The organism is Bacillus sp. NMCC4 (assembly GCF_002998555.1).
GTDB lineage: Bacteria > Bacillota > Bacilli > Bacillales > Bacillaceae > Bacillus.
The window spans coordinates 220,296-245,733 of sequence record NZ_PVRA01000002.1; the positions used below are offsets into that span (position 1 = coordinate 220,296).

25 protein-coding genes are annotated in these 25,438 nt (G+C 42.5%); all 25 read left to right on the forward strand.

Annotated elements, in window-relative coordinates:
- Positions 1 to 12: 12 nt before the first annotated feature.
- Entirely contained in the window at positions 13 to 1,158 is a 1,146-nt protein-coding gene (ftsZ, locus tag C6Y02_RS05400; protein WP_024424252.1) for a cell division protein FtsZ, read from the forward strand.
- A 292-nt stretch (positions 1,159 to 1,450) separates the two neighbouring features.
- Positions 1,451 to 4,957: a S8 family peptidase gene (locus tag C6Y02_RS05405; protein WP_106030809.1), complete on the forward strand. Its 3,507-nt coding sequence runs from the start codon at positions 1,451 to 1,453 to the stop codon at positions 4,955 to 4,957.
- A 248-nt stretch (positions 4,958 to 5,205) separates the two neighbouring features.
- Positions 5,206 to 6,135 (forward strand): sigma-E processing peptidase SpoIIGA, encoded by a 930-nt coding sequence (gene spoIIGA, locus C6Y02_RS05410; protein WP_060596194.1) that lies wholly within the window; start codon positions 5,206 to 5,208, stop codon positions 6,133 to 6,135.
- A 58-nt stretch (positions 6,136 to 6,193) separates the two neighbouring features.
- On the forward strand, positions 6,194 to 6,913 hold the full coding sequence (gene sigE / locus C6Y02_RS05415; RefSeq protein ID WP_007499746.1) for an RNA polymerase sporulation sigma factor SigE: 720 nt from the start codon (positions 6,194 to 6,196) through the stop codon (positions 6,911 to 6,913).
- A gap of 142 nt (positions 6,914 to 7,055) precedes the next feature.
- On the forward strand, positions 7,056 to 7,835 hold the full coding sequence (gene sigG, locus C6Y02_RS05420; protein WP_003211879.1) for an RNA polymerase sporulation sigma factor SigG: 780 nt from the start codon (positions 7,056 to 7,058) through the stop codon (positions 7,833 to 7,835).
- Positions 7,836 to 7,986: 151 nt separating this feature from the next.
- Entirely contained in the window at positions 7,987 to 8,925 is a 939-nt protein-coding gene (locus C6Y02_RS05425) for a sugar-binding transcriptional regulator (RefSeq protein ID WP_066030943.1), read from the forward strand.
- Positions 8,926 to 9,370: 445 nt separating this feature from the next.
- Entirely contained in the window at positions 9,371 to 10,615 is a 1,245-nt protein-coding gene (locus C6Y02_RS05430) for an NAD(P)H-dependent oxidoreductase (protein ID WP_034662533.1), read from the forward strand.
- A 12-nt stretch (positions 10,616 to 10,627) separates the two neighbouring features.
- The gene (locus tag C6Y02_RS05435) at positions 10,628 to 11,059 is read left to right on the forward strand and encodes a transcriptional regulator GutM (protein WP_034662530.1); all 432 of its coding nucleotides are present in this window, start codon (positions 10,628 to 10,630) and stop codon (positions 11,057 to 11,059) included.
- Positions 11,060 to 11,077: 18 nt separating this feature from the next.
- On the forward strand, positions 11,078 to 11,608 hold the full coding sequence (gene srlA / locus C6Y02_RS05440; RefSeq protein WP_003210918.1) for a PTS glucitol/sorbitol transporter subunit IIC: 531 nt from the start codon (positions 11,078 to 11,080) through the stop codon (positions 11,606 to 11,608).
- A 13-nt stretch (positions 11,609 to 11,621) separates the two neighbouring features.
- Positions 11,622 to 12,632 (forward strand): PTS glucitol/sorbitol transporter subunit IIB, encoded by a 1,011-nt coding sequence (srlE, locus tag C6Y02_RS05445; protein WP_034662527.1) that lies wholly within the window; start codon positions 11,622 to 11,624, stop codon positions 12,630 to 12,632.
- A 26-nt stretch (positions 12,633 to 12,658) separates the two neighbouring features.
- A complete protein-coding gene (locus C6Y02_RS05450) occupies positions 12,659 to 13,015 on the forward strand; it encodes a PTS glucitol/sorbitol transporter subunit IIA (protein WP_007499733.1) in 357 nt (118 codons plus the stop codon).
- 127 nt (positions 13,016 to 13,142) lie between these two features.
- Positions 13,143 to 13,922, forward strand: coding sequence for an ABC transporter ATP-binding protein (locus C6Y02_RS05455; protein WP_106030810.1), 780 nt, complete (start codon positions 13,143 to 13,145; stop codon positions 13,920 to 13,922).
- Positions 13,923 to 14,001: 79 nt separating this feature from the next.
- Positions 14,002 to 14,238, forward strand: a complete 237-nt coding sequence (locus C6Y02_RS05460; RefSeq protein WP_008344958.1) for a YlmC/YmxH family sporulation protein — start codon at positions 14,002 to 14,004, stop codon at positions 14,236 to 14,238.
- Positions 14,239 to 14,475: 237 nt separating this feature from the next.
- A complete protein-coding gene (gene pgeF, locus C6Y02_RS05465; RefSeq protein ID WP_106030975.1) occupies positions 14,476 to 15,315 on the forward strand; it encodes a peptidoglycan editing factor PgeF in 840 nt (279 codons plus the stop codon).
- 6 nt (positions 15,316 to 15,321) lie between these two features.
- Positions 15,322 to 16,011, forward strand: coding sequence for a YggS family pyridoxal phosphate-dependent enzyme (locus C6Y02_RS05470; RefSeq protein ID WP_066031761.1), 690 nt, complete (start codon positions 15,322 to 15,324; stop codon positions 16,009 to 16,011).
- 1 nt (position 16,012) lies between these two features.
- A complete protein-coding gene (locus C6Y02_RS05475; RefSeq protein WP_034662521.1) occupies positions 16,013 to 16,471 on the forward strand; it encodes a cell division protein SepF in 459 nt (152 codons plus the stop codon).
- 6 nt (positions 16,472 to 16,477) lie between these two features.
- Positions 16,478 to 16,759 carry a YggT family protein gene (locus C6Y02_RS05480; RefSeq protein WP_106030812.1) on the forward strand — a complete coding sequence of 94 codons (282 nt, stop codon included), beginning with the start codon at positions 16,478 to 16,480 and terminating at the stop codon, positions 16,757 to 16,759.
- Positions 16,760 to 16,812: 53 nt separating this feature from the next.
- Positions 16,813 to 17,589: a YlmH family RNA-binding protein gene (locus C6Y02_RS05485; protein ID WP_106030813.1), complete on the forward strand. Its 777-nt coding sequence runs from the start codon at positions 16,813 to 16,815 to the stop codon at positions 17,587 to 17,589.
- 26 nt (positions 17,590 to 17,615) lie between these two features.
- Entirely contained in the window at positions 17,616 to 18,110 is a 495-nt protein-coding gene (locus C6Y02_RS05490; RefSeq protein ID WP_003211323.1) for a DivIVA domain-containing protein, read from the forward strand.
- 355 nt (positions 18,111 to 18,465) lie between these two features.
- Entirely contained in the window at positions 18,466 to 21,231 is a 2,766-nt protein-coding gene (ileS, locus tag C6Y02_RS05495; RefSeq protein ID WP_106030814.1) for an isoleucine--tRNA ligase, read from the forward strand.
- Between the two features lie 160 nt (positions 21,232 to 21,391).
- Complete coding sequence (locus tag C6Y02_RS05500; RefSeq protein ID WP_060596201.1) at positions 21,392 to 21,766, forward strand: TraR/DksA family transcriptional regulator; 375 nt, start codon at positions 21,392 to 21,394, stop codon at positions 21,764 to 21,766.
- Between the two features lie 94 nt (positions 21,767 to 21,860).
- Positions 21,861 to 22,328, forward strand: a complete 468-nt coding sequence (gene lspA, locus C6Y02_RS05505; RefSeq protein WP_012009890.1) for a signal peptidase II — start codon at positions 21,861 to 21,863, stop codon at positions 22,326 to 22,328.
- Positions 22,325 to 23,239: an RluA family pseudouridine synthase gene (locus C6Y02_RS05510; RefSeq protein WP_106030815.1), complete on the forward strand. Its 915-nt coding sequence runs from the start codon at positions 22,325 to 22,327 to the stop codon at positions 23,237 to 23,239. Before lspA ends, C6Y02_RS05510 begins: the two co-directional genes overlap by 4 nt.
- Positions 23,240 to 23,409: 170 nt before the next feature.
- Positions 23,410 to 23,952 carry a bifunctional pyr operon transcriptional regulator/uracil phosphoribosyltransferase PyrR gene (gene pyrR / locus C6Y02_RS05515; RefSeq protein ID WP_024424234.1) on the forward strand — a complete coding sequence of 181 codons (543 nt, stop codon included), beginning with the start codon at positions 23,410 to 23,412 and terminating at the stop codon, positions 23,950 to 23,952.
- 155 nt (positions 23,953 to 24,107) lie between these two features.
- Positions 24,108 to 25,436: a solute carrier family 23 protein gene (locus C6Y02_RS05520; RefSeq protein ID WP_060596204.1), complete on the forward strand. Its 1,329-nt coding sequence runs from the start codon at positions 24,108 to 24,110 to the stop codon at positions 25,434 to 25,436.
- Positions 25,437 to 25,438 lie beyond the last annotated feature (2 nt).

The following is a 25,438-nucleotide window of genomic DNA, read 5'->3' on the forward strand; positions in this document are numbered from 1 at the left end:
GGAGGATTCAGCATGTTGGAGTTTGAAACAAATATAGACGGCCTAGCATCAATTAAAGTAATCGGAGTAGGTGGCGGCGGGAATAACGCTGTCAACCGAATGATCGAAAATGACGTACAAGGTGTCGATTTTATTGCAGTCAATACAGATGCACAGGCGTTAAATCTATCAAAAGCAGAAACTAAAATGCAAATCGGTGCTAAGCTGACAAGAGGGCTTGGAGCAGGTGCGAATCCTGAGGTCGGTAAGAAGGCTGCTGAGGAAAGCAAAGAGCAGATTGAAGAAGTACTAAAAGGCGCAGACATGGTCTTCGTTACAGCTGGTATGGGCGGTGGAACTGGTACGGGTGCTGCACCTGTCATTGCAAAAATCGCAAAAGATTCTGGTGCATTGACAGTTGGAGTCGTGACTCGTCCTTTCACATTTGAAGGAAGAAAGCGTCAGCTTCAAGCAGTTGAAGGAATTGCTTCTATGAAAGAAGCAGTTGACACATTAATCGTGATTCCAAACGATCGCTTGCTTGAAATTGTTGATAAAAACACGCCAATGCTGGAAGCATTCCGCGCGGCAGATAACGTGCTTAGACAAGGTGTTCAAGGGATTTCCGATTTAATTGCAACACCAGGTCTGATTAACCTTGACTTTGCTGACGTGAAAACAATCATGTCCAATAAAGGTTCGGCTCTTATGGGTATTGGTGTCGCAACAGGTGAAAACCGTGCTGCTGAAGCAGCGAAGAAAGCCATTTCTTCACCACTTCTAGAAACAGCGATCGATGGTGCTCAAGGCGTCATCATGAACATTACGGGTGGCACAAACCTAAGTCTTTATGAAGTGCAAGAAGCAGCGGATATTGTGGCTTCTGCATCTGACGAAGATGTAAACATGATTTTCGGGTCTGTCATCAATGATAACTTGAAGGATGAAATTGTGGTGACTGTGATCGCAACTGGATTTATTGAGCAAGAGCCAGAAGTGACAAAACCACAAAGAAATCCACTAGGACAAGGATTAAAGCAAAATCAATCCATTCCTCAAAAACGTGAAGTAAAACGTGAGGAACATCAGCAGCCATCATCTCAGCCGAGACAAAATACACAATCAAGTGATGATACGCTGGACATTCCAACGTTCTTACGCAACCGCAATAAACGCTAATCGAATATAGCTTAACCCCTTCCATTGGAAGGGGTTTTTTCATGTCTCAACGTATAAGGGGACTCTAATCAAAAAGTCTTAAATGTGTGAGAGCCACTTCATCTTTCATATGTAATTTGACTTAAGGTGCTTAAGAAAAAAGAATCATTTTTAACCCCTCTTACAAAAAACGACAAGATGATGACCTTTATTTGACTACATTAAAAAGAACACCATGAATCTTGTCATGAACAAAAGAAGGAAAGGAGTGAGACATATACTCTGTTTGGCCATTTGAGGAGGAGGGATTTGATTGAAATTGAAGTTTCGCAAAACCGCCGGCTATCGTTTGATGAGTCTTTTGGTGATAGGTACTTTAACGATGACAAGCTTTGGGATGGTTCAAGCAAAATCGACTTCTACCTCATATCAGGAGGAAGCTGTTTCCTCTAAGACAACAAAAGCAAAGATCTCATCTAGATTAATGAAACAGTTTCAACAGGATGACAAGGTGACCTTTTTAATCAAAATGAAGGAGCAAACAAATACGCAAAAAGTGGCGAAGGAAGCTGTGTCCAGAGCCAAAAAACAGAAATTAACAGCGGCTAAAACGCAGTACACAAAAAGATCAGCCGTCGTATCAGAATTAAGAGCAACGTCTGAGGAGACGCAGCAAGCGCTGCTTACGTATTTACAAAAGGAACAAAAGAAAAAGCAAGTGAAGGAGATTCATTCGTACTATATTGTGAATGGTCTAGCGGTGACGGGAACGAAAGAAGTCATGGAAAAGGTGGCTTCCTTCCCAGAAGTAGATCAAGTGCTGCCGAATGAAACCCGTCAAATTCATCGCCCCGTTGATTTGAAGACGTCTAAGAAGAAAAAACAAATGAAAGCAGTAGATGGAGTCGAGTGGAACATTTCTCAAGTTCATGCTCCAGAAGCGTGGGCTTTAGGCTATGACGGTACTGGTACTGTTGTGGCAAGTATTGATACAGGAGTGGAATGGGATCATCCTGCTTTAAAGGAAAAATACCGCGGATTTGATCCAGCACACCCGAATGATCCATCTCATGAATTCAATTGGTACGATGCTACAACAGGATCTGAAGCGCCATACGACGATTTAGAGCATGGTACACATGTGACGGGAACGATGGTTGGCTCTGAGCCAGATGGAAAGAATCAAATCGGAGTCGCACCAGGCGCAAAATGGATTGCGGTGAAAGCTTTCTCAGAAGATGGTGGTTCAGATGCTGATCTGCTTGACGCAGGAGAGTGGATTTTAGCACCAAAAGATGAGGACGGAAACCCACATCCAGAAAAGGCACCAGATGTCGTCAATAATTCTTGGGGCGGTGGGCCTGGTCTTGATGATTGGTATAAAGATGTGGTCAATGCTTGGAGAGCGGCGGACATCTTCCCAGAGTTTTCAGCTGGCAATACCGATTTATTTAACCCTGGTGGTGAGGGATCAATTGCAAATCCTGCGAACTATCAGGAGGCCTTTGCAACGGGTGCAACGGATCAAGACAACAAATTGGGGTCTTTCTCGCTGCAAGGTCCGTCTCCATATGGCGTCATGAAACCAGATATTGCGGCCCCAGGGGTAAACATTCGTTCATCCATTCCAGGGAAAGGGTATGAAGATGGCTGGAATGGGACGTCGATGGCTGGTCCGCATGTTTCAGCTGTTGTGGCTCTTCTTCGCCAAGTACAGTCAGATCTTTCTGTTGAAGAGATTGAACAAATTCTCATTGATACAGCGAAGCCGTTGACTGATCAGCAATTCCCGGAATCCCCTAACAATGGCTATGGGGCAGGTTTAGTTGATGCAAAAGAGGCGATTACGGCATTAACAGATGGAATTGGCACGATTGAAGGACAGGTGACAAACGAAGATGTTAATTTAGGTGATATGAAAATAACAGATCAAGCCCTGCCTCAAAAAGAAAAGGCTGTACATCCACATAAGAAGCCTGCAAAAACAAAAGAATTGAAAAAGGAAAAAAATCTTGATGCTCCGTCCTTCAAAGCTCTTCCTATGAAAGCGGAAATTAGTGTTCTTGAAAGCGGAAAATCAACGTACACAGATGAAGCGACAGGGAGATATCAGCTTACTCACAGTGCAGGGGAATTCACAGTGAAAGCGGAAGCTTACGGGTTTGAATCACGCAAACAAACAGTCAATATTTCTTCAAATGAAACGGCTGAGGCAAATTTCGCCTTACAGCCACTTAAGAAACGAACGATATCCGGTACAATTGTCAATGAAGAAACGGGTGAAAAAGTAAAGGATGCCACGGTTTATCTTGTAGAGGATGCGAAAATTAAGCCGGTGAAAACAGATGAAGCTGGCGAATTTTCTCTAGAGGCATTGAGCGGTGTCTATACCGTCAAAGTATTTGCGAAAGGGTTTAAAGGTTATTCTTTTACAGCAGATGTGACAGAAAAGCCGGTTGAAAAAGCCATTCAGCTGGAGCCATTCATCGGCTTTGCTGGTGAAATTGGCTACGATGACGGAACAGCTGAAAATGCGCGAGCCTTCTATGATCCTGGCAATGGCTGGGCTGTGAAGTTTTCATTAGAAAAGGGGAAGAAACAAGCGCAACTCACAGGGGGGCTTTTCCGTTTCTGGTCATCAGAGTGGCCAGCTCCTGGCGGGAATGAATTTGCGGTTGAGGTGTATGATGCTTCTGGGAAGAATGGAGCTCCAGGGGAGAAAATTGCAGGACCTCTAAAAGCGAATGCGCTGCGTAATGGTGAATGGACAAAAGTAGATTTAGAAGATCAAGCCATTACGGTGGATGGAGATTTCTATCTTGTCTATATTCAAACGAAAAAGAATACGGAGTCTCCAGGACTTGCAACGGACGAAGATGGTCCAAATGCTGAAAGAAGCTGGCAGCTGACAAGCGGTGCTTTTTCTCCTTCTCCAAAAGAAGAAGGGAATTATATGATTCGGGCGCTTGTTGACTATGAAGCAGATGTGCCAGAGATTATATCTCCGAAGGCCGGAACCATTTCGAACAAAGGTGAACTGGAGATTGAAGGCAAAGCCTCCCCTGGGCTTGATGTAGCGATTTATCAAAACGATGAAGAGATTGCCAAAGTGAAAGCAGATCAGTCAGGCGCTTTCAAAGAAAAGGTCACAGTTTCAAGTGGAGAGCATGTATTCACAGCTGCGACTGTTACGGATAAAGGCGCAACGAAACGATCAAAACCAGTAAAGGTCATCATTGATCAAACAGCTCCAGCACTCACCATAGATACACCTGAAAAAGGGGGAAAGTCTAATAAAGAATCACTCACTGTAGAAGGAAAGGTCACAGATGATCATCTTGATCAAGTCACTGTAAATGGAAAAAAGGCAACCGTAAAAGATGGAAAATATTCCGCAAGAATACTGCTTGAGAACGGGAAAAATACAATAAAAGTAACAGCGAAAGATGCAGCAGGAAACAAAACGACTAAAAAAGTCAATATCGATGTCCAATACGAGGCACCTGAAATTTCTAAGCTGACTCCAGCAGAGAATGTCCATCTATCATCAGGAGAGTCTGTTAAAATTTCATTTAACAGCAGGGAAAAGCTAGACGCAACGTTTGTTATTCACATGCCGCTGACAAACGCGAGATCAAAGCTTCAAAATACAACAGAGCTGCCGCTTCGCGAAGTATCTAGCGGAACATATGAAGGCTACTGGACAGCTACTTCTACCGCCAAAGCAAAAGGTGCGGTCATTGAAGTAATTGTGCGAGATGATTATGGAAATGTCACAAGACAAAAGGCTTCAGGCACATTAAACATCAATGAAAAGTAACTTAAACAAAAGACACGATTTCCAGGAGCGTGTCTTTTTTTTTCGAGCAATTGTTTGAAAGCTTGTCCAGAAGAACACTCTCTTGCTTCGCGCTCTCATTCCTCGACAAAAACAATAACAATCCACCAAAAGTTCTCTATCATCCCCTACAAGAATTGACAGACTTCCATCTCTTGACTGTTTTATACTGGTACAAACAAGTGCAAGTACTGCTTTTGATTCTTTGTTTCAGATGAAAGGAGCAGAAGGTGGTCATTTATTTAGATGTGATCTGGCTGTTAAACTTTTGTTTTGATCTATTGCTTCTCTTACTCACTGCATTTATTCTCAAACGACAAGTAAAAAAAAGGCGATATATGTTAGGAGCTCTCATTGGATCGAGCATTGTTCTCTTGCTCTTTACACCATTTGCAATGGTTGTGTCACACCCTTTAGGCAAACTATTTTTTTCTGTCTTCATCGTTCTTGCAACCTTTGGTTTTCAAAGATTTCGTTCCTTTTTTCAAAATCTGTTTGCTTTTTACTTTGTAACATTTTTGATGGGAGGAGGCATGATCGGGGTTCATTCGTTTTTGCAAACCAACACAGTGATCCAAGATGGCCTGCTCATTTCACAAAATGATGGCTTTGGTGATCCCATTAGCTGGCTTTTTGTTTTAACCGGCTTTCCTGCGATATGGCTGTTTTCAAAGAAAAGATTAGGAGAGGTTGGTGCGAAAAAAAGACAATATGATGAACAAGTGCTTGTAGAGATACACATTCACGGGGAGACCATCCGCTTAAATGGACTCGTCGATTCTGGCAATCAGCTGTATGATCCTATGACAAAAACACCTGTCATGATCGTCCAGGCCGATCAGCTAACGGCCATTTGCGGAGAGCCATTTATAGAGCTCATGAAACAGTCTCATCCTGTTGAAGTGATGCAAAAGATCGATGATCAATTTCCCCTTCTTGATCGATTAAGACTTGTTCCATATCGAGCAGTCGGTCATGATCACGGTTTTCTACTATGCCTAAAACCAGATACAGTCTTCATTTATTCAAAGACGCTTATGATTCAGCCAGCCAAGTGTTTTGTAGGGTTGAGTCTGAGCGGTTTATCAGCAGATCAGGAATTTCAATCCATCATTCATCCAGATATGTTAGACGGGAAAATCATCCAGGGGGTGTCGTAGTTTTTTGTGATGTCTTTTATCTTACGAGGTCAACTTGACATTTAGAAGGGAGAAGAAGATGAAAAAATTAAAATTTAAACTCACTTACTACTGGTATAAACTCCTCATGAAGCTAGGTCTAAAGAGTGATGAAATTTATTATATTGGTGGAAGTGAAGCGCTGCCGCCTCCATTATCAAAGGATGAAGAGCAGGAACTGCTTGTCAAATTACCAAAAGGTGATCAAACCGCAAGGGCGATTCTGATCGAAAGAAATTTGCGTTTAGTCGTTTATATCGCAAGGAAATTTGAAAACACAGGTATTAATATTGAGGATTTAATTAGTATCGGAACCATTGGCCTGATCAAAGCAGTCAATACATTTAACCCTGAAAAAAAGATCAAGCTGGCAACATATGCTTCGAGATGTATTGAAAATGAGATTCTGATGTACTTGAGGCGAAATAATAAAATCCGTTCAGAAGTCTCGTTTGATGAACCGCTCAACATTGATTGGGACGGAAATGAACTGCTTTTATCAGACGTACTTGGAACAGATGATGATATTATCACGCGGGACATTGAAGCAAATGTAGATAAAAAACTGCTGAAAAAAGCGCTGGAGCAATTAAATGACCGCGAAAAGCAGATCATGGAACTAAGATTTGGCTTGGTCGGCGGTGAGGAAAAAACCCAAAAAGATGTCGCTGACATGCTTGGGATTTCCCAGTCGTATATTTCGAGGCTTGAAAAAAGAATCATTAAACGATTACAAAAAGAATTTAATAAAATGGTCTAAAAAAATTTTTTGAAAGCTCGATCCCTTTACTATCAAAGGGATAACCATTTTTTCACATGATTCTCGTCATCGCTCGTGCATATTTTTCCATCCCAAGGAGATACTGAACTTTGTACAACAGCTCCTGTAGGGAGGGAAAAAAGTGTCCAGAAATAAAGTGGAAATCTGCGGAGTCGACACCTCCAAACTGCCTGTTCTGAAAAACGACGAGATGAGAAAATTGTTCAGACAGCTGCAAGATGAGGGTGACGATACAGCAAGAGAAAAGCTAGTCAATGGCAATTTACGGTTGGTTTTAAGTGTGATTCAGCGTTTTAACAACAGAGGCGAATATGTCGATGATCTCTTCCAAGTAGGCTGTATCGGATTAATGAAATCAATTGATAATTTTGATTTAAGCCACAATGTCAGATTTTCAACTTATGCGGTTCCTATGATCATAGGAGAAATCCGTCGATACTTGCGTGATAACAACCCGATTCGGGTGTCTCGTTCACTAAGAGATATTGCCTATAAGGCACTTCAGGTCCGTGAGAGGCTGATTAGTGAGACAAGCAAGGAGCCAACAGCAGAAGACATTGCCAAAGTGCTCGAAGTGCCTCATGAGGAAATTGTCTTTGCCCTAGATGCGATTCAAGATCCTGTATCTTTGTTTGAACCGATCTATAATGACGGAGGAGATCCGATTTATGTGATGGATCAAATTAGTGATGAACGGAACAAAGACACACAATGGGTGGAAGAATTGGCCTTAAAAGAGGGCATGCGCAGATTGAACGACAGGGAAAAAATGATTCTTCGTAAACGCTTTTTCCAGGGCAAAACGCAAATGGAAGTCGCTGAAGAGATCGGGATTTCTCAAGCACAGGTCTCAAGGCTTGAAAAAGCAGCCATCAAACAAATGAATAAAAACATCTTTTAAAGCCGCCGCTTCATGTGCGGCTTTTTTCATTCTTGTTAGAGAACATGCCCCTAGTATTGACTCGGTTATTTTTTTCATTTAATCTGTTTTTAACAAATGTTATTTTAGATATCATTTGTTAGGGAACACTTAAGCGGAAAGAAGGGTTATTATGACATTCCATGATGAAAGAAGGCTGCTCATTAAGGTTGCGCATATGTATTACGAAGAAGGCGCCACTCAATCTAACATTGCAGAAGCTGTTGGGGTTAGCCGTTCGCTCATATCGAAATATTTGGCAAAAGCACGTGAAGCAGGAATCGTGGAAATCATTATTCATGATGAAGTCAATCAACAGTATGGATCGTTAGAAAGAAAAATAGAACGCAAATATGGGCTGCGAGAAGTCGTCTGTGTGGAAACACTTAGCAAAGACACAACCAAAAGCCGAATCGGTGCGGCGGCGGCGGGCTTTTTATTAAAAGTGATGAAGGATGGACAAGTTATCGGCTTTTCCTCAGGGACAACGCTGCATGAAATGGCGAAAGCGCTTACGTCTGTTCAGTACTATCCATCCGTGACATTTGTTCCGCTTGTCGGAGGTGTGGGAAATGAAGACGTCGATATCCACGCCAACTATATTATTGCGAGATGCACAGAGGCACTCAAATCTAAATGTGAGTTTTTACATGTTCCCGTCATGCTTGATACGAAAGAAGCGAAGGAAGTACTGATTAGACAGCCGTCGATCAAAAAAGTGATTGAACTAGGAGAATCATCAAATATTGCGGTTGTCGGAATTGGCGGTGTTCCGCAGCATTCAACGATGGTGAAATCTTATATGACAAGCGGCGAAGAGGACATCCTTCAAGCGAAGGGTGTAGCAGGTGACATTTGCTATAACTTTATTGATCATCAAGGGGAAGTATATCCCCACCCATGGAACGACCGGGTGATGGGCATAAGCCCGCAAAAGCTGAAAGAAATTCCGCTGGTCATAGGTGTCGCTGGTGGCGAAGAGAAAATTGAAGCGATCCGGGCGGCATTAGCAGGTGGATTAATTCATGTATTAATTACCGATGAACGAACAGGAGATGCCTTATTAAAGTAACTACCTAATATCATTAGGTAGTCAGCGTGTAGACAAACCCTCGCATTCGGTGTCAGTCCTGCGTGCCGGTGCTCACGAATGTCAAATTCGCTCCGCTCCGATACTCGTCCTTCCTAGACTGCAAAGGTTTTCTATCACGCTGAAAAGAAGACAAAAGGCTAAAATGAAGATCATTTTAGCCCTTTGTCAACAATCTGTAACTACCTAAATATCATTAGGTAGTTTTTTTTGAGTCTAAAGACTCAAAAAGATTGAAAATTTCATCGATTTTAGCTTGACACAAAGTTGACACATCATATAAACTAAGTTCATAACAAATGATAAATAAAATAACAAATGTTACAAGAAACAGATTTTTGTTAATTTTTATAACATTTGTTAAAAGTTTCAGATTATATTTCTAGCAATCTATTGAGAAGCAAGAAAACCTGAAAGGATGATTTAGATGTCAATCTATCAACAGTTGTTAGCTCGAGAACGCAGTGGAGATCCGATCAAAGTAGGGATTATTGGAGCAGGCCAAATGGGCTTTGGACTCATTTCACAAATTTCTAAAATTCCAGGCATGATTGTCGCTGGTGTTTGTGATATTCACCTTAGTGCAGCAGAGAAGGCAGCAAATTTCTACAAGCAGCATGCGAAGCCGCATCAAATGGTTGTCACAAATGATTACAGAGAAGTGATTCAATCAGATTTCGTGGAAGTTGTAGTAGATGCAACAGGTGTCCCAGAGGTCGGAGCAAACATTTCTTTGGAAGCGCTTAATTCGAAAAAACATCTCGTTCTTTTAAATGTAGAAGTGGATATTACTATCGGTTTGGTCATGCATAAGTTATTCACAAATGCAGGGCTTGTTTACTCAGGATCAGCTGGAGACGAACCAGCAGCAACACTAGAATTATATGAATTTGCGAAAACAATGGGTCTTGAGGTGCTCGTTGCTGGGAAAGGAAAGAACAACCCATTCTTCCCAGAAGCAAATCCAGATACGTGTAAAGCCGAAGCAGATAGTAAACATATGAGTGCACATATGCTGGCTGCATTCCAGGACGGCACAAAAACAATGGCCGAAATGAACTTATTAAGTAATGCGACAGGGCTTCTGCCTGATAAAGTCGGTATGCACGGAGTCGAAGCGAATTTAGAGAATGTAGCAGATAAATTGAATCAAAAACAGCAAGGCGGCGTGCTGGATAACTTCGGAGTCGTTGAATATGTAAATGGACTTGCACCAGGCGTATTTGTCATCGTCAAGAGTGATCTTGAGCCAGTGGATGAAGAACTGCGCTACTTAAAAGTTGGAAAAGGTCCGCACTATACACTTTACCGTCCTTTCCACTTAGCGAGTCTTGAAACACCTGTCACCATCGCAAAAGCGGTCTTACAGCATGATTCATCCATCCACCCAATTGGTGTACCAGTGTCAGAAACAGTAGCTGTTGCGAAAAGAGAGATTAAAGCAGGGGAATCACTTGACGGAATTGGCGGGTACTCCGTAAGAGGTGTACTTGAAACACATCAAGACATGAAAACGAACGGCCACATTCCAATTGGCTTAATCAGCGGAAAAGTCGTAGCGAAAAAAGACATCAAATTAGGACAATTCCTGACTCATGATGATGTAGAACTTGATTCAAACACAACGGTCTGGAAGCTGCGTTCATTACAAGATCATTTATTTCAATCATAAGGACGTGAAGCTATGGAAAAATTAGCAATCGTACTTTGTATCATTCTCATTGTGCAGTATGGGTTATCTTTTATTCAAATCAAGTACTACCGCAAGAGCATGGATTCACTTATTGATGACTACAAAGGGAAGCAAGGCTATCACTTGTTTTCGGGAATGGAACGGCGCAAAGTTGGCCCTGGAGCCATTGCGCTCATCATTGTGGATGAATCTTATATCATTCAAAAATGCCATGTGCTTGGCGGTGTGTCGATCTTATCTAAATTTAAAGAAGTTCCTTCATATGAAGGAAAGCATGTTGGTGCAGTGCTAGACGAGCACCATATGATGAAGCAGACATTGAAAAAACGCAAAAAGGGGCCAGCTGTCATGCACGCACTTTCCATGGCGGCTGAACAAGCACTTGTCTCGATTTCGAAAAAAAATATAACAAATGTGAACTAAAGAAAGGGGAGATGAAACATGGAATGGATTCAATGGTTTGGAGAGCACTTTATCGGAATGTTTGAAGCCGGCGGAAAGCAGTTCATGGGTCTTGTTACAGGCATCGTTCCAACGCTTGTTGTGTTACTTACTTTCACTTATGCTGTCATGAAGTTTATTGGAGAAGAGCGAGTGAATAGAGCGATCCAGTTTGCAGCGAAATATACGATTTTGCGCTACACGTTAATGCCGATCTTATCTGTTCTTATTTTGACAAACCCAATGGCTTATACGTTTGGCCGCTTCTTACCTGAAAAACAAAAACCAGCATTCTATGATTCAGCTGTTTCATTTGTTCATCCGGTGACATCACTGTTCCCGTATGCCAACGCAGGAGAACTGTTTGTCTACTTAGGGATTGCAAACGGGATTAAAGAAGCAGGATATTCAATGTCAGAACTTGCTGTTCGTTACTTCTTAGTCGGGATCGTCGTCATTTTACTTCGCGGTATTATTACTGAATGGATTACAAAATACTTAGCAGGAAAAATGAAAGCGAATTCACAATAGGGGAGGGTTAGACATGACAAACCACAAAGTATTTGTTGCAAAAGGTGCTGGCGGATGGGGAAAAGGCTTAGAGCTTGAACCGACTGGTAAAAGAAGAAAGGTTGTTTCCATTACAGGGGGAGGTATTCACCCAGTTGCTCGTAAAATTGCAGAAATGACAGGGACAGAAGCATGTGACGGCTTTAAAAACTCGATACCAGAAGATGAAATGATGTGTGTTGTCATTGACTGCGGTGGAACCGCGCGAATCGGACTTTATCCAATGAAGCGCATTCCAACTGTAGACGTTTTGGCTTCCTCTCCTTCTGGACCGCTTGCAAAACATATTACAGAGGATATCTTCGTATCAGGCGTAACAGAAAAGGATATTTCCTTTGCGGAAGCATCTGATGGTGAGGCGAAAGTAGAAGGTCAAGAAAACAGTGAGCCGATTGACAAGGAGAATTTCAAAGAAACCTATTCAAAACTGAAAGAGGAAAATATCGAGCGTCAGGAAAAAGGTAATTTCCTCATGAGATTCTCAAGAGGAATCGGAAAAGTCACCGGTACGTTCTACCAGGCCGGTCGTGATTCCGTTGATATGCTTTTGAAAAACATTATTCCATTCATGGCATTTGTCAGTATGTTAATTGGAATTATCAATTATACAAAAATTGGTGACTTGATTGCTCATTTTCTATCGCCACTGGCAGGATCTATATGGGGGCTCTTACTGCTCGTCGTGGTCTGTACATTGCCGTTCCTATCGCCTGTCTTAGGACCTGGAGCAGTCATTGCACAAGTCATCGGTGTTCTCATTGGTAGTCAAATTGCACTAGGGAATATCCCGCCTCAATTTGCACTCCCTGCACTATTTGCCATCAACGGTCAAGTAGGGTGTGATTTCATTCCAGTTGGGCTGTCACTTGGTGAAGCGAAGCCGGAAACGGTACAATATGGGGTACCAGCTGTTTTGTATAGCCGTCTCATTACAGGGGTTCTATCTGTTGTGATCGCATACGTTGCCAGCTTCGGTATGTATTAAACGTATTAAAGGAGGAATCGAGATACATGGTAACACAATCTGTCGTAAAAGAAATTGGGATCTTAGTCCCGCAATTTAAAGAAGATAAGCTGATTGTTTTATTTGGACCCGCAGCGCCGCAGGAATTAAGAGATATGTCCGTCATTCATGAGTTCGAACATTTAGAAGAAGAGCCGTTGAAGCTGGGCGGTACCATTCAAGTGGGCGATCAAACGTACACGATCACAGCCCTCGGCAATAAAGCAAATGACAACTTTAAAGAACTCGGCCATATTTCGATCTACTTCCAAGAGCCGTTTGATGATGTATTACCGGGAGCTGTCTTTGCATCCCCGCACACGTTTCCTGATATAAAAGAAGGCGTACGAATTGAAATTTCGTAACGATAAAGAAAAGCTGTTCCGTAAAAGGAGCAGCTTTTTTTATGTGAGGTTTACCAGAAAGAGCAATTGCGATATGCTGTAAACATTCATTATTTGTTTATTCAGAATTTTTACTCAGGGGGAAATGATGGTGTCACTTGAATTGAAGGATGTTTCTTTAAAACGAAATGGGAAATGGCTGCTGCAATCTGTTGACTGGCAGGTGAACAAAGAGGAGCACTGGGTGCTTTACGGTTTAAATGGTGCGGGAAAAACCGCTTTATTAAATATGCTCTGCTCATATTACTTCCCCACGTCAGGTGAGATGACCGTGCTGGGACATGTCTTTGGCAAGGAGGCGCTTGGCGAAAAGCTCAGGAAGAAAATTGGCCTCATTTCTGCGGGACTTGAAAAGAAACTGCACAGAGACGACAATGCATTTGAAATTGTTCTCAGCGGGGCATTTGCATCTATCGGGCTTTATGAAACCCCGACAGATGAGATAAGAGAGAAAGCCATTGATCTATTAAAAGCATTTGGTTCATTCAAATATGCGAACCGGACATATGAAACACTCTCACAAGGAGAAAAGCAAAAAGTCCTGATTGCGAGGGCTTTAATGAATGATCCGCAGCTCTTGATTTTAGATGAGCCTGTGACGGGTCTTGATTTTTTAGCAAGAGAACAGGTGCTGGAGACCATCTCATTCATTGCTTCAAAGCCTGATGCGCCTACTTTACTTTATACGACCCATCATGCAGAAGAGATTTTGCCTGTTTTTCAGCACACCTTGTTATTAAAAGATGGGACTGTTTTTGATCAAGGAGAAACAAAAGAGATGATGACAAGCGATTTGCTTTCTTCCTTCTTTGAATGTCCGGTAGATGTGATGTGGAGAAATGGCCGTCCTCACTTAAGTAAATTGTAGATGAAAGAAACTATTGGTCTGTATCCCTGCTTTTCCATCATACATATTATAGTAGAAAACGAAAGGCGGGGAAGGACAGATGATCAGTATTTCTGAATTCCAAATCAAGGATGTCGTCGATGTGTCGAGCGGAAAAAAACTAGGCACCATTGGGGACATTGATATTAATGTCACGAGCGGTAAAATACAAGCGATCATTATCGGCGGTACAGGTAAAATGATGGGATTTTTCGGAAAAGAAGAGGAAATGATTGTGCCGTGGCGAAATATAGTAAAAATTGGCGAAGATGTGATTCTTGTCCGATTGTCTTCTTAAAATTCGTATAACTCCTCAATGAATCATTCAATGATCCTTAAAATAAGCTCTCCATTCTTAGCAAACAATGTCTTTTTCGGGTAAAAAGATTACGTTTTCATATCAATTTGAAAAAAAACCTGTAGAAAGGGCACATTTGAGTGTAATATTTAATGAATCCCACTAACTGTCTACGCATGTCTTGTGGTAAAATAGGAGCGAAATAAAGAGAGATGAATGAAAGGTGGGAGGGCAGCTTTGACACACAAATATGACCCCTTTCAGCAGAAATCACCTTATGCAATGACCATTCATGATTGGACGAACATGACATGTTCTGGTAAAGAGGTATTGGCCGGATTTACGACAAAAAATGGCGGCTTCAGCCTTTCTCCATATCAATCATTGAACACTGGACTCCATGTAGGAGATGATGCTTCTAGTGTCCAAATGAATCGTCAAGTCATAGCAGATGCTACTGCTGTGCCGCTCTCTGATTGGGTGTTTGCAGACCAAACACACGATGACCGCATCAAGAAAGTCACCAAGGAGCAAAGAGGAAGAGGAAGTCTTCATTATCATGAGGCACTGCCTGGAACAGACGGCTTATATACGTCTGAACCGAACATGATGCTCGCTCTTTGTTTCGCCGATTGCGTTCCGCTTTATTTTCTAGCTCCGCAACATGGACTCATCGGAACAGCCCATGCCGGATGGAAAGGAACCGTCAAGCAAATTGGTGCAAAGATGGTAGATCTATGGGTCAACCAAGAAGGTGCCAAGACCGATCAAATACAAGTCGTCATTGGACCATCCATTGGCAGCTGCTGCTACATAGTCGATGACGTGGTCATGGATCAAGTGAAACAGCTTCCCTTTTCAACAGAGGATGTGTATTCCAAGATTTCACAAGGACAATATAAATTAGACTTGAAAACATTAAACAAAAACGTATTGCTTCATGCAGGGATGAAAGAAGAAAACATACATGTCAGTTCGATGTGCACAAGCTGTAGTGATCAGCTTTTCTTCTCACACCGCCGTGATCAAGGGAAAACAGGACGTATGATGTCTTTTGTCGGGTTTAAGGAGGCATAAGTGCAATTGAATGTACGAGAGAATCTCAGACAAATAAATGAACAAATAAACGAAGCATGTAAAAGAGCCGGCCGGAACCCAGCGGATGTATCGGTCGTCGCTGTCACAAAGTATGTCTCGATTGAGCGAGCACAAGAAGCCAAGGAAGCAGGAATTTTGCACTTTGGAGAAAATCGTGACCAAGGGTTACTTGAAAAACAAGCGGCCATAACCGATGAAAGCATTAGCTGGCACTTCATCGGCAGTTTACAAACACGAAAAGTAAAATCTGTCATTCAAACAATTGACTACTTACATTCGCTCGACAGGATGTCTCTTGCGAATGAAATTGAAAAAAGAGCGGATCACACGGTTCGCTGTTTTGTACAGGTAAACACATCGCTGGAGGAGTCAAAACACGGCTTACAAAGTGAAGACGTGATTCCATTTGTGAAGCAGCTCGCTGATTTCAAAAAGATTGAAATTGCTGGACTGATGACGATGGCTCCATTTACAGATGATCACACTGTGATACGAAACTGCTTTCAAACATTAAAAAATCTTCAAGAAGAAGTAAAACATCTTAACCAAGTAAATGCACCTTGTCAGCATTTATCGATGGGCATGTCAAATGATTTTGAAATTGCAATTGAAGAAGGTGCGACATTCGTTCGGATTGGCTCTTCACTTGTTGGAAATGAAACAGGAGGTGCGTGACATGAGCATAAAAAATAAGTTTAAAAGCTTTTTCACTCTCGACGATGAAGAGTATGAGTACGAATATATTGATGAAGAAAGAGAACCAGTCCAAGAAGAAAAAGGAACGAAGGACAAAGCGGCATTTCAAGAGCGTCCGCAGACTGGAAAACAAAATGTCGTCAGCTTGCAAAGCTTGCAGAAATCCTCTAAAGTGGTGTTAAGTGAGCCGCGTGTTTATGCAGAAGCGCAAGAGATTGCAGACCATATTAAAAACAGACGTGCAGTCGTCGTGAATTTGCAGCGCATTCAGCACGATCAAGCAAAGCGAATCATTGACTTCTTAAGCGGAACTGTTTATGCAATCGGTGGAGACATCCAGCGCATTGGCTCGAATATATTCCTCTGCACACCTGATAATGTGGATGTATCTGGCACAATATCAGAACTTTTGACAGAGGAAGAACCTCAGAGGTGGTAAATCAAAGTGACTCTATATCTTATCTTTAAAACCTTACAAAGTATATTGACGCTTTATCTATTCTGTATCATTATCTACATTTTTATGTCATGGGTGCCATCTACCAGAGAATCAAAGGTAGGCCGTTTTTTGACAAACATTTGCGAACCATATTTAGAACCATTTCGTAAAATTATTCCGCCAATTGGCATGATTGACATCTCGCCAATTGTGGCATTGCTTGTGATTCGTTTTGCATCATCATATGGACTAACTGGTCTTTACAATATGATTGTAAGCTTCATGTAGACAGGCTGCCGGGCTTGGCGCTGCCAGGCTCTTTTACATAAGAGGGGAACAAAATGAGCGATATTTATCAACATTTTAGAAAAGACGAACAGCCATTTGTCGACCAAGTGTTAGGCTGGAAAAAAATCGCACTCGACCAGTATCGAATGAAATTAACAGACTTTCTTGATCCGCGTGAGCAGTTTATTACCCAGTCCGTCATCCAGCATGCTGATGAGCTTGGGATCATGTTTTTTGGCGGGTATGAAGGAGCGGAGCGCAAAAGAGCTCTCATTTATCCTGAATATTTAGAACCGGCTACTCAGGATGTTGAGCTGTCTTATTTTCAGGTGAATTATGCGAAAAAGTTTATTTCCTTAGAACACCCGAAGCTTCTCGGCTCATTGATTGGGACAGGCTTGAAGCGTCAAAAATTTGGAGATCTGTTATTTTCAGAGGAAGATGTGCAGTTTATTTGTACAAGTGATGTCGCTGATTTTGTGCGGGCGCAGCTGACGCATGTTGGCAGAGCCTCCGTTTCATTAGAGGAAATCACGCAGGCAGATTTAAAACCGGTTATGAGCAAGTCTGACATCAAAGAAGATACGATTTCTTCACTGCGGCTTGATGCGGTATGTGCTGCAATCAGCCGTCAGTCTCGGCAAAAGGCACAGCTTTTGGTCAAAAATGGGCTTGTCAAAGTTAATTGGAAAGTCACTGAGGACCCTTCCTTTACAATCGGCGAAGGCGATCAGCTCTCTGTACGGGGATTTGGCCGATTTAGCTTGAAAACGATTGATGGGAAGACCAAAAAAGATAAATTTAAAGTAACATTTGAGCTTCTGACATAACGAACTTGAATCTGGAGGTGGCGAGGTTGCCATTAACACCTAATGATATTCACAATAAAACGTTCACAAAAAGCTTTCGCGGATATGACGAAGATGAAGTAAACGAGTTTTTAAGCCAAGTACGTAAAGATTACGAAATCGTGCTTCGCAAAAAGAACGAACTTGAAGAAAAAGTAAACGAACTTGACGAAAGACTAGGTCATTTTGCGACAATTGAAGAGACATTAAACAAATCAATACTTGTGGCGCAGGAAGCAGCAGAAGACGTCAAACGTCATTCTGATAAAGAAGCGAAATTGATTATTCGTGAAGCAGAGAAAAATGCAGATCGTATTATCAACGAAGCGCTATCAAAATCAAGAAAGATTGCGATGGAAATCGAAGAGCTGAAGAAACAGTCGAAGGTCTTTAGAACTCGTTTCCAAATGCTCATCGAAGCTCAGCTTGATCTTCTAAAAAATGACGATTGGGATCATTTACTGGAATATGAAGTTGACGCTGTCTTTGACGAAAAAGAATAAGCGCGTCATCTTGACATGGCGTGCACATGTTGCATATAATACCATCATAAATTAACAAGAGATAAACGTTTGAAAGGGACACTCGCAGTTGTCATATGCGTAATAAAGCGAATCAGGGATGGTGGAAGCCTGACATTACGAGACGCTGCAATGAGATCACCCCTTTAGTTCCTTTTCTGAAATGAATGAGTAAGAAAAGGCGTCTGATCACGTTACGATTTTAGAGTGGATAAGCGGCTGTTTCATAGCGCTGTCTAAAAGGGTGGTACCGCGAGACAAGCCTTCTCGTCCCTTATGGGATGAGAGGGCTTTTTTTATTGTTTTTTAATCAGAATTTGCATATGGAGGAATGGGTATGAACTACAAAGACACCTTATTAATGCCGAAAACAGAATTCCCAATGAGAGGGAACTTGCCGAACAAAGAGCCTGAAATCCAAGAGGAGTGGGCAGAAAAAGACATCTATCAAATGGTTTTAGAGCGGACAAAAGGACGCCCGACCTTTATTTTGCATGATGGACCTCCATATGCGAATGGTGACATTCATATGGGGCACGCACTCAATAAAATCCTAAAAGATTTTATTGTCCGTTTTAAATCAATGAATGGGTTCCACGCACCGTACGTACCGGGCTGGGATACACACGGCTTGCCAATTGAAACAGCACTCACTAAAAATAAAAAAGTCAAACGTAAAGAAATGTCGACAGCTGAATTCCGTAAATTATGTGAAGAGTATGCTTGGAAGCAAATCGAGGGTCAGCGCAATCAATTTAAGCGATTAGGCGTAAGAGCAGACTGGGACAATCCATATGTCACGTTAAAGCCTGAGTACGAAGCGCAGCAAATTCTTGTCTTTGGTGAAATGGCGAAGAGAGGCTATATTTACAAAGGACTAAAGCCTGTTAACTGGTCTCCTTCAAGTGAGTCAGCACTTGCTGAAGCGGAAATTGAATATAAAGACAAACGTTCACCATCCATTTACGTTTCATTTAAAGTGAAAGATGGCAAAGGCGTACTTGAAAACGGCGAACAATTCATCATCTGGACAACAACCCCTTGGACACTTCCTGCAAACCTTGGGATTTGTGTTCATCCAAACCTAGAGTACAGCGTTCTTCAAGTGGGTGTTGAGCGATATGTTGTCGCATCTGAGCTAGTTGAACAAGTGGCAAAAACACTTGGCTTTGAAGAGTATGAAGTCGTGAAAACATTAAAAGGAAAAGAATTAGATACCATCGTTGCAGAGCATCCGATCTATGGTAGAGACTCTCTTGTCATGCTTGGCGACCACGTGACAACGGATGCAGGAACAGGCTGTGTTCATACAGCACCAGGTCACGGGGAAGATGACTTTATTGTCAGCATGAAATACGGTCTTGATGTGCTATGTCCAGTAGACGAAAAAGGTGTCATGACAGAAGAAGCGCCTGGTTTTGAAGGATTATTCTACGAGGATGCCAATAAAGCGATCACAGAACAGCTTGAAGCAAAAGGCGCACTGAAAAAGCTCGACTTTATCACGCACTCTTACCCGCATGACTGGAGAACGAAAAAACCAACCATTTATCGTGCGACAGCTCAGTGGTTTGCATCGATTAAAGACTTCAGAGAAGCGCTATTAGACAATATTAAAGAAACGAAATGGGTTCCAGCATGGGGCGAAACACGCCTATTCAACATGGTGCGAGACAGAGGCGACTGGTGCATTTCAAGACAGCGTGTATGGGGCGTTCCAATTCCGGTCTTTTATGCGGAAAATGGCGAGCCGATCATCACAGATGAAACGATTCAGCATGTCTCTCAATTATTTAGAGAACATGGCTCTAATATTTGGTTTGAAAAAGAAGCGAAAGAACTATTGCCAGAAGGCTTTACACATCCAGGAAGCCCGAACGGTGAATTCACAAAAGAGCAGGACATCATGGATGTATGGTTTGATTCAGGTTCTTCTCACCAGGCCGTTTTAGAAGAAAGAGATGACCTTGTCCGTCCGGCAGACCTTTACCTTGAAGGCTCTGACCAATATCGCGGCTGGTTTAACTCTTCCTTATCAACAGCAGTTGCTGTTACTGGAAAAGCACCGTATAAAGGTGTTCTAAGCCACGGCTTTACGCTTGATAAAGAAGGACGCAAGATGAGTAAATCATTAGGCAATACGATTGACCCAACAAAGGTAGCGAAGCAGCTTGGGGCGGAGATTCTTAGACTTTGGGTATCTTCTGTCAACTATCAAGCCGATCACCCAGTGTCTGATGATATCTTGAAACAAGTAGCAGAGGTCTATCGTAAAATCCGTAACACGTTCCGATTCCTGCATGGAAACCTATTTGACTTTAACCCAGCAGTCAATGCGGTGCCGGTAGAAGAGCTACGCGAAGTGGATCAATATATCTTGATCAAATTAAACAAATTGATTGATAAAGTGAAAAAGGCCTATGATGATTACGAATTTGCGGTCGTATATCATGCGATTCACAATTTCTGTACGATTGAGCTAAGCTCTTTCTATCTCGATTTTGCAAAGGATGTCGTGTACATTGAGCATGCAGATCATCCAGACCGCCGCAGCATGCAAACGGTCTTCTACGAAACATTAATGGCATTAGTGAAGCTGACTGCACCAATTCTTCCGCATACAGCAGATGAATTATGGAGCCACTTAAGCTTTGTTGAAGAGCTAAGTGTTCAGTTAACAGATATGCCAGAAGGTGTGACTGTTCCTCAAGCGGAAGCGACAGAAGTGAAGTTTGACCGCTTTATGGAAGTGCGTGACGATGTGCTAAAAGCGCTCGAAATTGCGCGTAATGAGAAAGTCATCGGACGTTCACTTGAAGCAAATGTGACTTTTTATGCGACAGAAGAAGTGAAAAATCTTCTTGCATCCATTAAAGAAGATGTGAAGCAGCTCTTTATCATCTCTGAATTAACGGTAGAAGATGAGCAAAATGCTGACGCATCAGCACCTGGATACACATCAGGACGGATTCTGGTTCAAAAAGCAGAAGGAGAACTGTGCGAACGTTCCCGCATTATTTCAAAAGATGTTGGTGCAAATCCGAAATACCCAACATTGTCACTGAAAAATGCTGAAATCGTGGAAAAATATTACCAGAATTAACAGTGTGATATGACCAACTAGCGCCCCGCCATATGCGGGGCGTTTTCTTTTTTGCGAAAATGACAGCGTTTAGAACGAAAGGAAAAATCTTATGGCTTTAAAGTGAGCAGCCGGGGCAACAATATGATTATCACGACAGGGCAGGAGTTGAAATAGCGACATGAATGGCGATCTAGAGACGATTTACACGGAACTCCTTCAAATGAAAGAAGAGCTGCAATCTAAACTGTTTGAATACGCATCATTTCGTTCACCCGCTGAGCATGTCACAATGAACGAGGTCCAAACGACCACGCTTCTTTATCACATCAAAGAAGAGCTGCAAGATGTGTCTCTTGCTATTGCAAAAATTGAGCAGGGAACCTATGGTATATGTGAGGCGACAGGTGAGGTCATTCCGCTTGAACAAATGAGTATTCTTCCTACCGCCCGCACGGCTGACGACTTTCTATATCATAAGCAATACGAGAAAAAAGCCTTCACTCCTTATCCTCACGAATCAGATGATTCTCATTTTGAAGCCTTCCACATGTAGGGAGGTTTTTGTCTGTCAACTAAAGTTTCTTTACTCCTTCCTGTTTTCTTGATAAAATGCTTAAAGATCAAAGTATGAAGATGGAGGAACGTGTGTGTTCTATTACATAATCGCATTCGTGATGATTTGTTTAGATCAATTAACAAAATGGCTCATTGTCAAAAATATGATGCTCGGAGATTCTTATCCAGTGATTGATGGCTTCTTTTATATCACGTCTCACCGAAATTCAGGAGCCGCATGGGGAATTCTCCAAGGACAAATGTGGTTTTTCTATGTGATCACACTCGTTGTTATTGCGGGAATTGTTTATTATTTGCAAAAGCATGGGCAAAAGGACAAGCTGCTTGGAGTAGCGCTGGCCTTAATGCTTGGCGGAGCGATTGGAAACTTTATCGACCGCGTTTTCCGTCAGGAAGTGGTAGATTTTGCTCATTTCGTCTTTGGGAATTATCACTACCCAATTTTTAATATTGCAGATTCTTCTCTATGTGTAGGGGTTATTCTGCTCTTCATTCAAATGCTTTTAGATGGAAAGAAAACGAAGGAGTCAACTACATGAATCAAGTAAATATTGCCGTTTCAGAAGATCAAACGAGTGAACGGCTTGATAAATTTCTAAGCACGACAGAACCAGAATGGTCAAGAACCCAAGTCCAGCAGTGGGTAAAGGATGGGCTGATCGAAGTAAACGGGAAACAAGTGAAAGCCAATTACAAAGTACAAGCTGGAGATGAGATTAAAGTCGAGATTCCAGACCCAGAAGTACTAGATGTAGAAGCAGAACCAATGGATCTTGATATTTATTATGAGGATGCAGATGTGCTAGTGGTGAATAAACGACGAGGAATGGTTGTTCATCCAGCGCCAGGTCACGTCTCTGGAACACTTGTAAATGGCCTGATGGCACATTGCACGGACTTATCAGGCATTAATGGTGTGATGCGTCCTGGAATTGTCCACCGAATTGATAAAGACACGTCTGGACTGTTAATGGTCGCGAAAAACGATATGGCGCATGAATCACTCGTCAATCAGCTCGTGGCTAAGACCGTCACAAGAAAATATACGGCCGTTGTCCATGGCATTATCCAGCATGATACAGGCACAATTGATGCCCCAATTGGCAGAGACAAAAAAGACCGCCAAAGCATGACGGTTACAAAAGAAAGTGCAAAACAAGCAGTCACTCACTTTGATGTGATTGAACGCTTTCAGGACTTCACGGTTGTGGAGTGCCGTCTTGAAACAGGAAGAACACACCAAATTCGTGTTCATATGAAATATATCGGCTATCCGCTTGCAGGAGATCCGAAATATGGACCGAGAAAGACAGTCGATTTTAATGGACAGCTGCTTCATGCAGGTGTTCTAGGATTTGATCATCCTAGAACAGGAGAATATATCGAGTTCACAGCACCGATTCCTGCTGATATGCAAGCTTTTATCGATTCATTAAGAAATAACGATTGACAGGCAGTTCTTTTTTTGAAATAATAAACGAAGAAATGAAGATTCTTTAAAACAGTCCAGAGAGGCTGAGAAGGATAACGGATCAATTTGTGCACGTGTATGCACAAATGAACGCCCCTCTCTGCCCTTTGCAGATGGGGCTTTTTATTTGTCAAAAAGAGGTGTAAAAGATGGAACAAAAAGCAGTCATTCTTGATGAACAAGCGATCAGACGAGCGCTTACCCGAATTGCACATGAAATGATTGAGCGCAATAAAGGGATGAAAGATGTCATCCTTGCGGGGATCAAGACAAGAGGCATTCATCTTGCAAAGCGCCTTGCAGAGCGCATCGAGCAAATTGAAGGAAATCCAGTCACAGTGGGTGAACTTGATATTACGCTATACCGTGATGACCTGACAAAAAAGACAGACAACCAAGACCCGCTTGTAAAGGGTGCAGACATCCCAGCTGACATTAATGACAAAACACTGATCGTCGTTGACGATGTCCTGTTTACAGGCAGAACCGTCAGAGCGGCCATGGATGCCCTTGTGGATGTAGGAAGACCATCTTCCATTCAGCTTGCTGTTCTCGTCGACCGGGGACACCGGGAGCTTCCGATTCGAGCGGATTATATCGGGAAGAACATTCCGACATCAAAAGCAGAGACCGTCATGGTTCAGCTGAATGAAGTAGATCAAAACGACCTTGTCGCTATATATGAAAAATAACCTTTTTAAATGCATTCCAGAGAGTTTGCAAAGAGGGCAATAACAGAGACACCGAGCACACGGCTTAAGTGACGTGTACGGTTTTTCTAGGCCTCTTTGCGCATACTCGCAAAGAGGCTTTTTTAATGAAAAAGGACACATCTAGGAGGAAAATCATGAGTCAGCAAAAAGCCAATTTAGGCATTCGAGATATCCCAAAACCGTTCACATGGCTGTCACTTAGCCTTCAGCATTTGTTTGCCATGTTTGGTGCGACCATTCTTGTACCAAAAATCATTGATATGAGTCCGGCCGTCGCGCTCATCTCAAGTGGTGTTGGAACCATTGTTTACTTAATCATTACAAGAGGACAAATTCCGGCATATCTTGGATCGTCCTTTGCCTTTATCGCCCCCATACTGAATGTCAAAGCAACAGGCGGCCCTGGAGCCGCAATGGTTGGTGCCTTCATGGCGGGTGTCGCTTATGCACTCATTGCACTATTTATTAAATGGCTCGGCACAGGCTGGCTGATGAAACTTCTGCCGCCGGTCGTCGTAGGGCCAGTCATTATGGTCATCGGACTCGGACTCGCTGGAACAGCTGTCAACATGGCGATGTATGTTGATCCGAATGCAACCGAGCTTGTTTACAGCCTTAAGCACCTAATGGTCGCCGGCTTCACACTGGCTGTCACGATTATCAGCATGATCTTCCTAAGAGGATTCCTAAGCTTGATCCCAGTATTAATCGGAATTATTAGCGGCTATCTCTTTGCTTTAACACAAGGCATTGTGAACTTCCAGCCGGTCATTGACGCGAAATGGTTTGCTGTACCAGACTTCGTCGTACCATTTGTCGACTACACACCTGCTGTGACTTTAAGCATTCTCACAGTGATGGTGCCGGTTGCCTTTGTGACAATGTCTGAGCACATCGGCCATCAAGTGGTGTTAAGTAAAGTTGTAGGGCAAGATTTTATTAAAAAACCTGGTCTTCACCGCTCCATTTTAGGAGACAGTGCAGCGACGATCTTCGCTTCACTCATTGGCGGACCGCCAACAACAACGTATGGAGAGAACATCGGGGTCCTTGCCATCACAAGAGTGTTCAGTATCTTCGTCATCGGCGGAGCAGCAGTCTTTGCGATCTGCTTCGGCTTTGTCGGAAAAATTTCAGCATTAATCAGTACAGTGCCGTCCGCGGTCATGGGAGGCGTTTCGTTCCTGCTCTTTGGGATCATTGCCTCAAGCGGTCTGAGAATCCTGATTGATCATAAAGTGAATTTTGAAGAAAAGCGTAATCTCATTATCGCATCAGTCATCTTAGTCATTGGAATTGGCGGGGCATTCATTGAGGTGAAACAAATCAACCTCACACTATCTGGAATGGCACTTGCTGCCATCACGGGTGTCCTGTTAAACCTGATCCTGCCGCAGCAAAAAGCGGAGGATGACGAGTCAAATGAATCGAATACAGAAAACCTTTTAAAAGAAGTCCAGTGAGG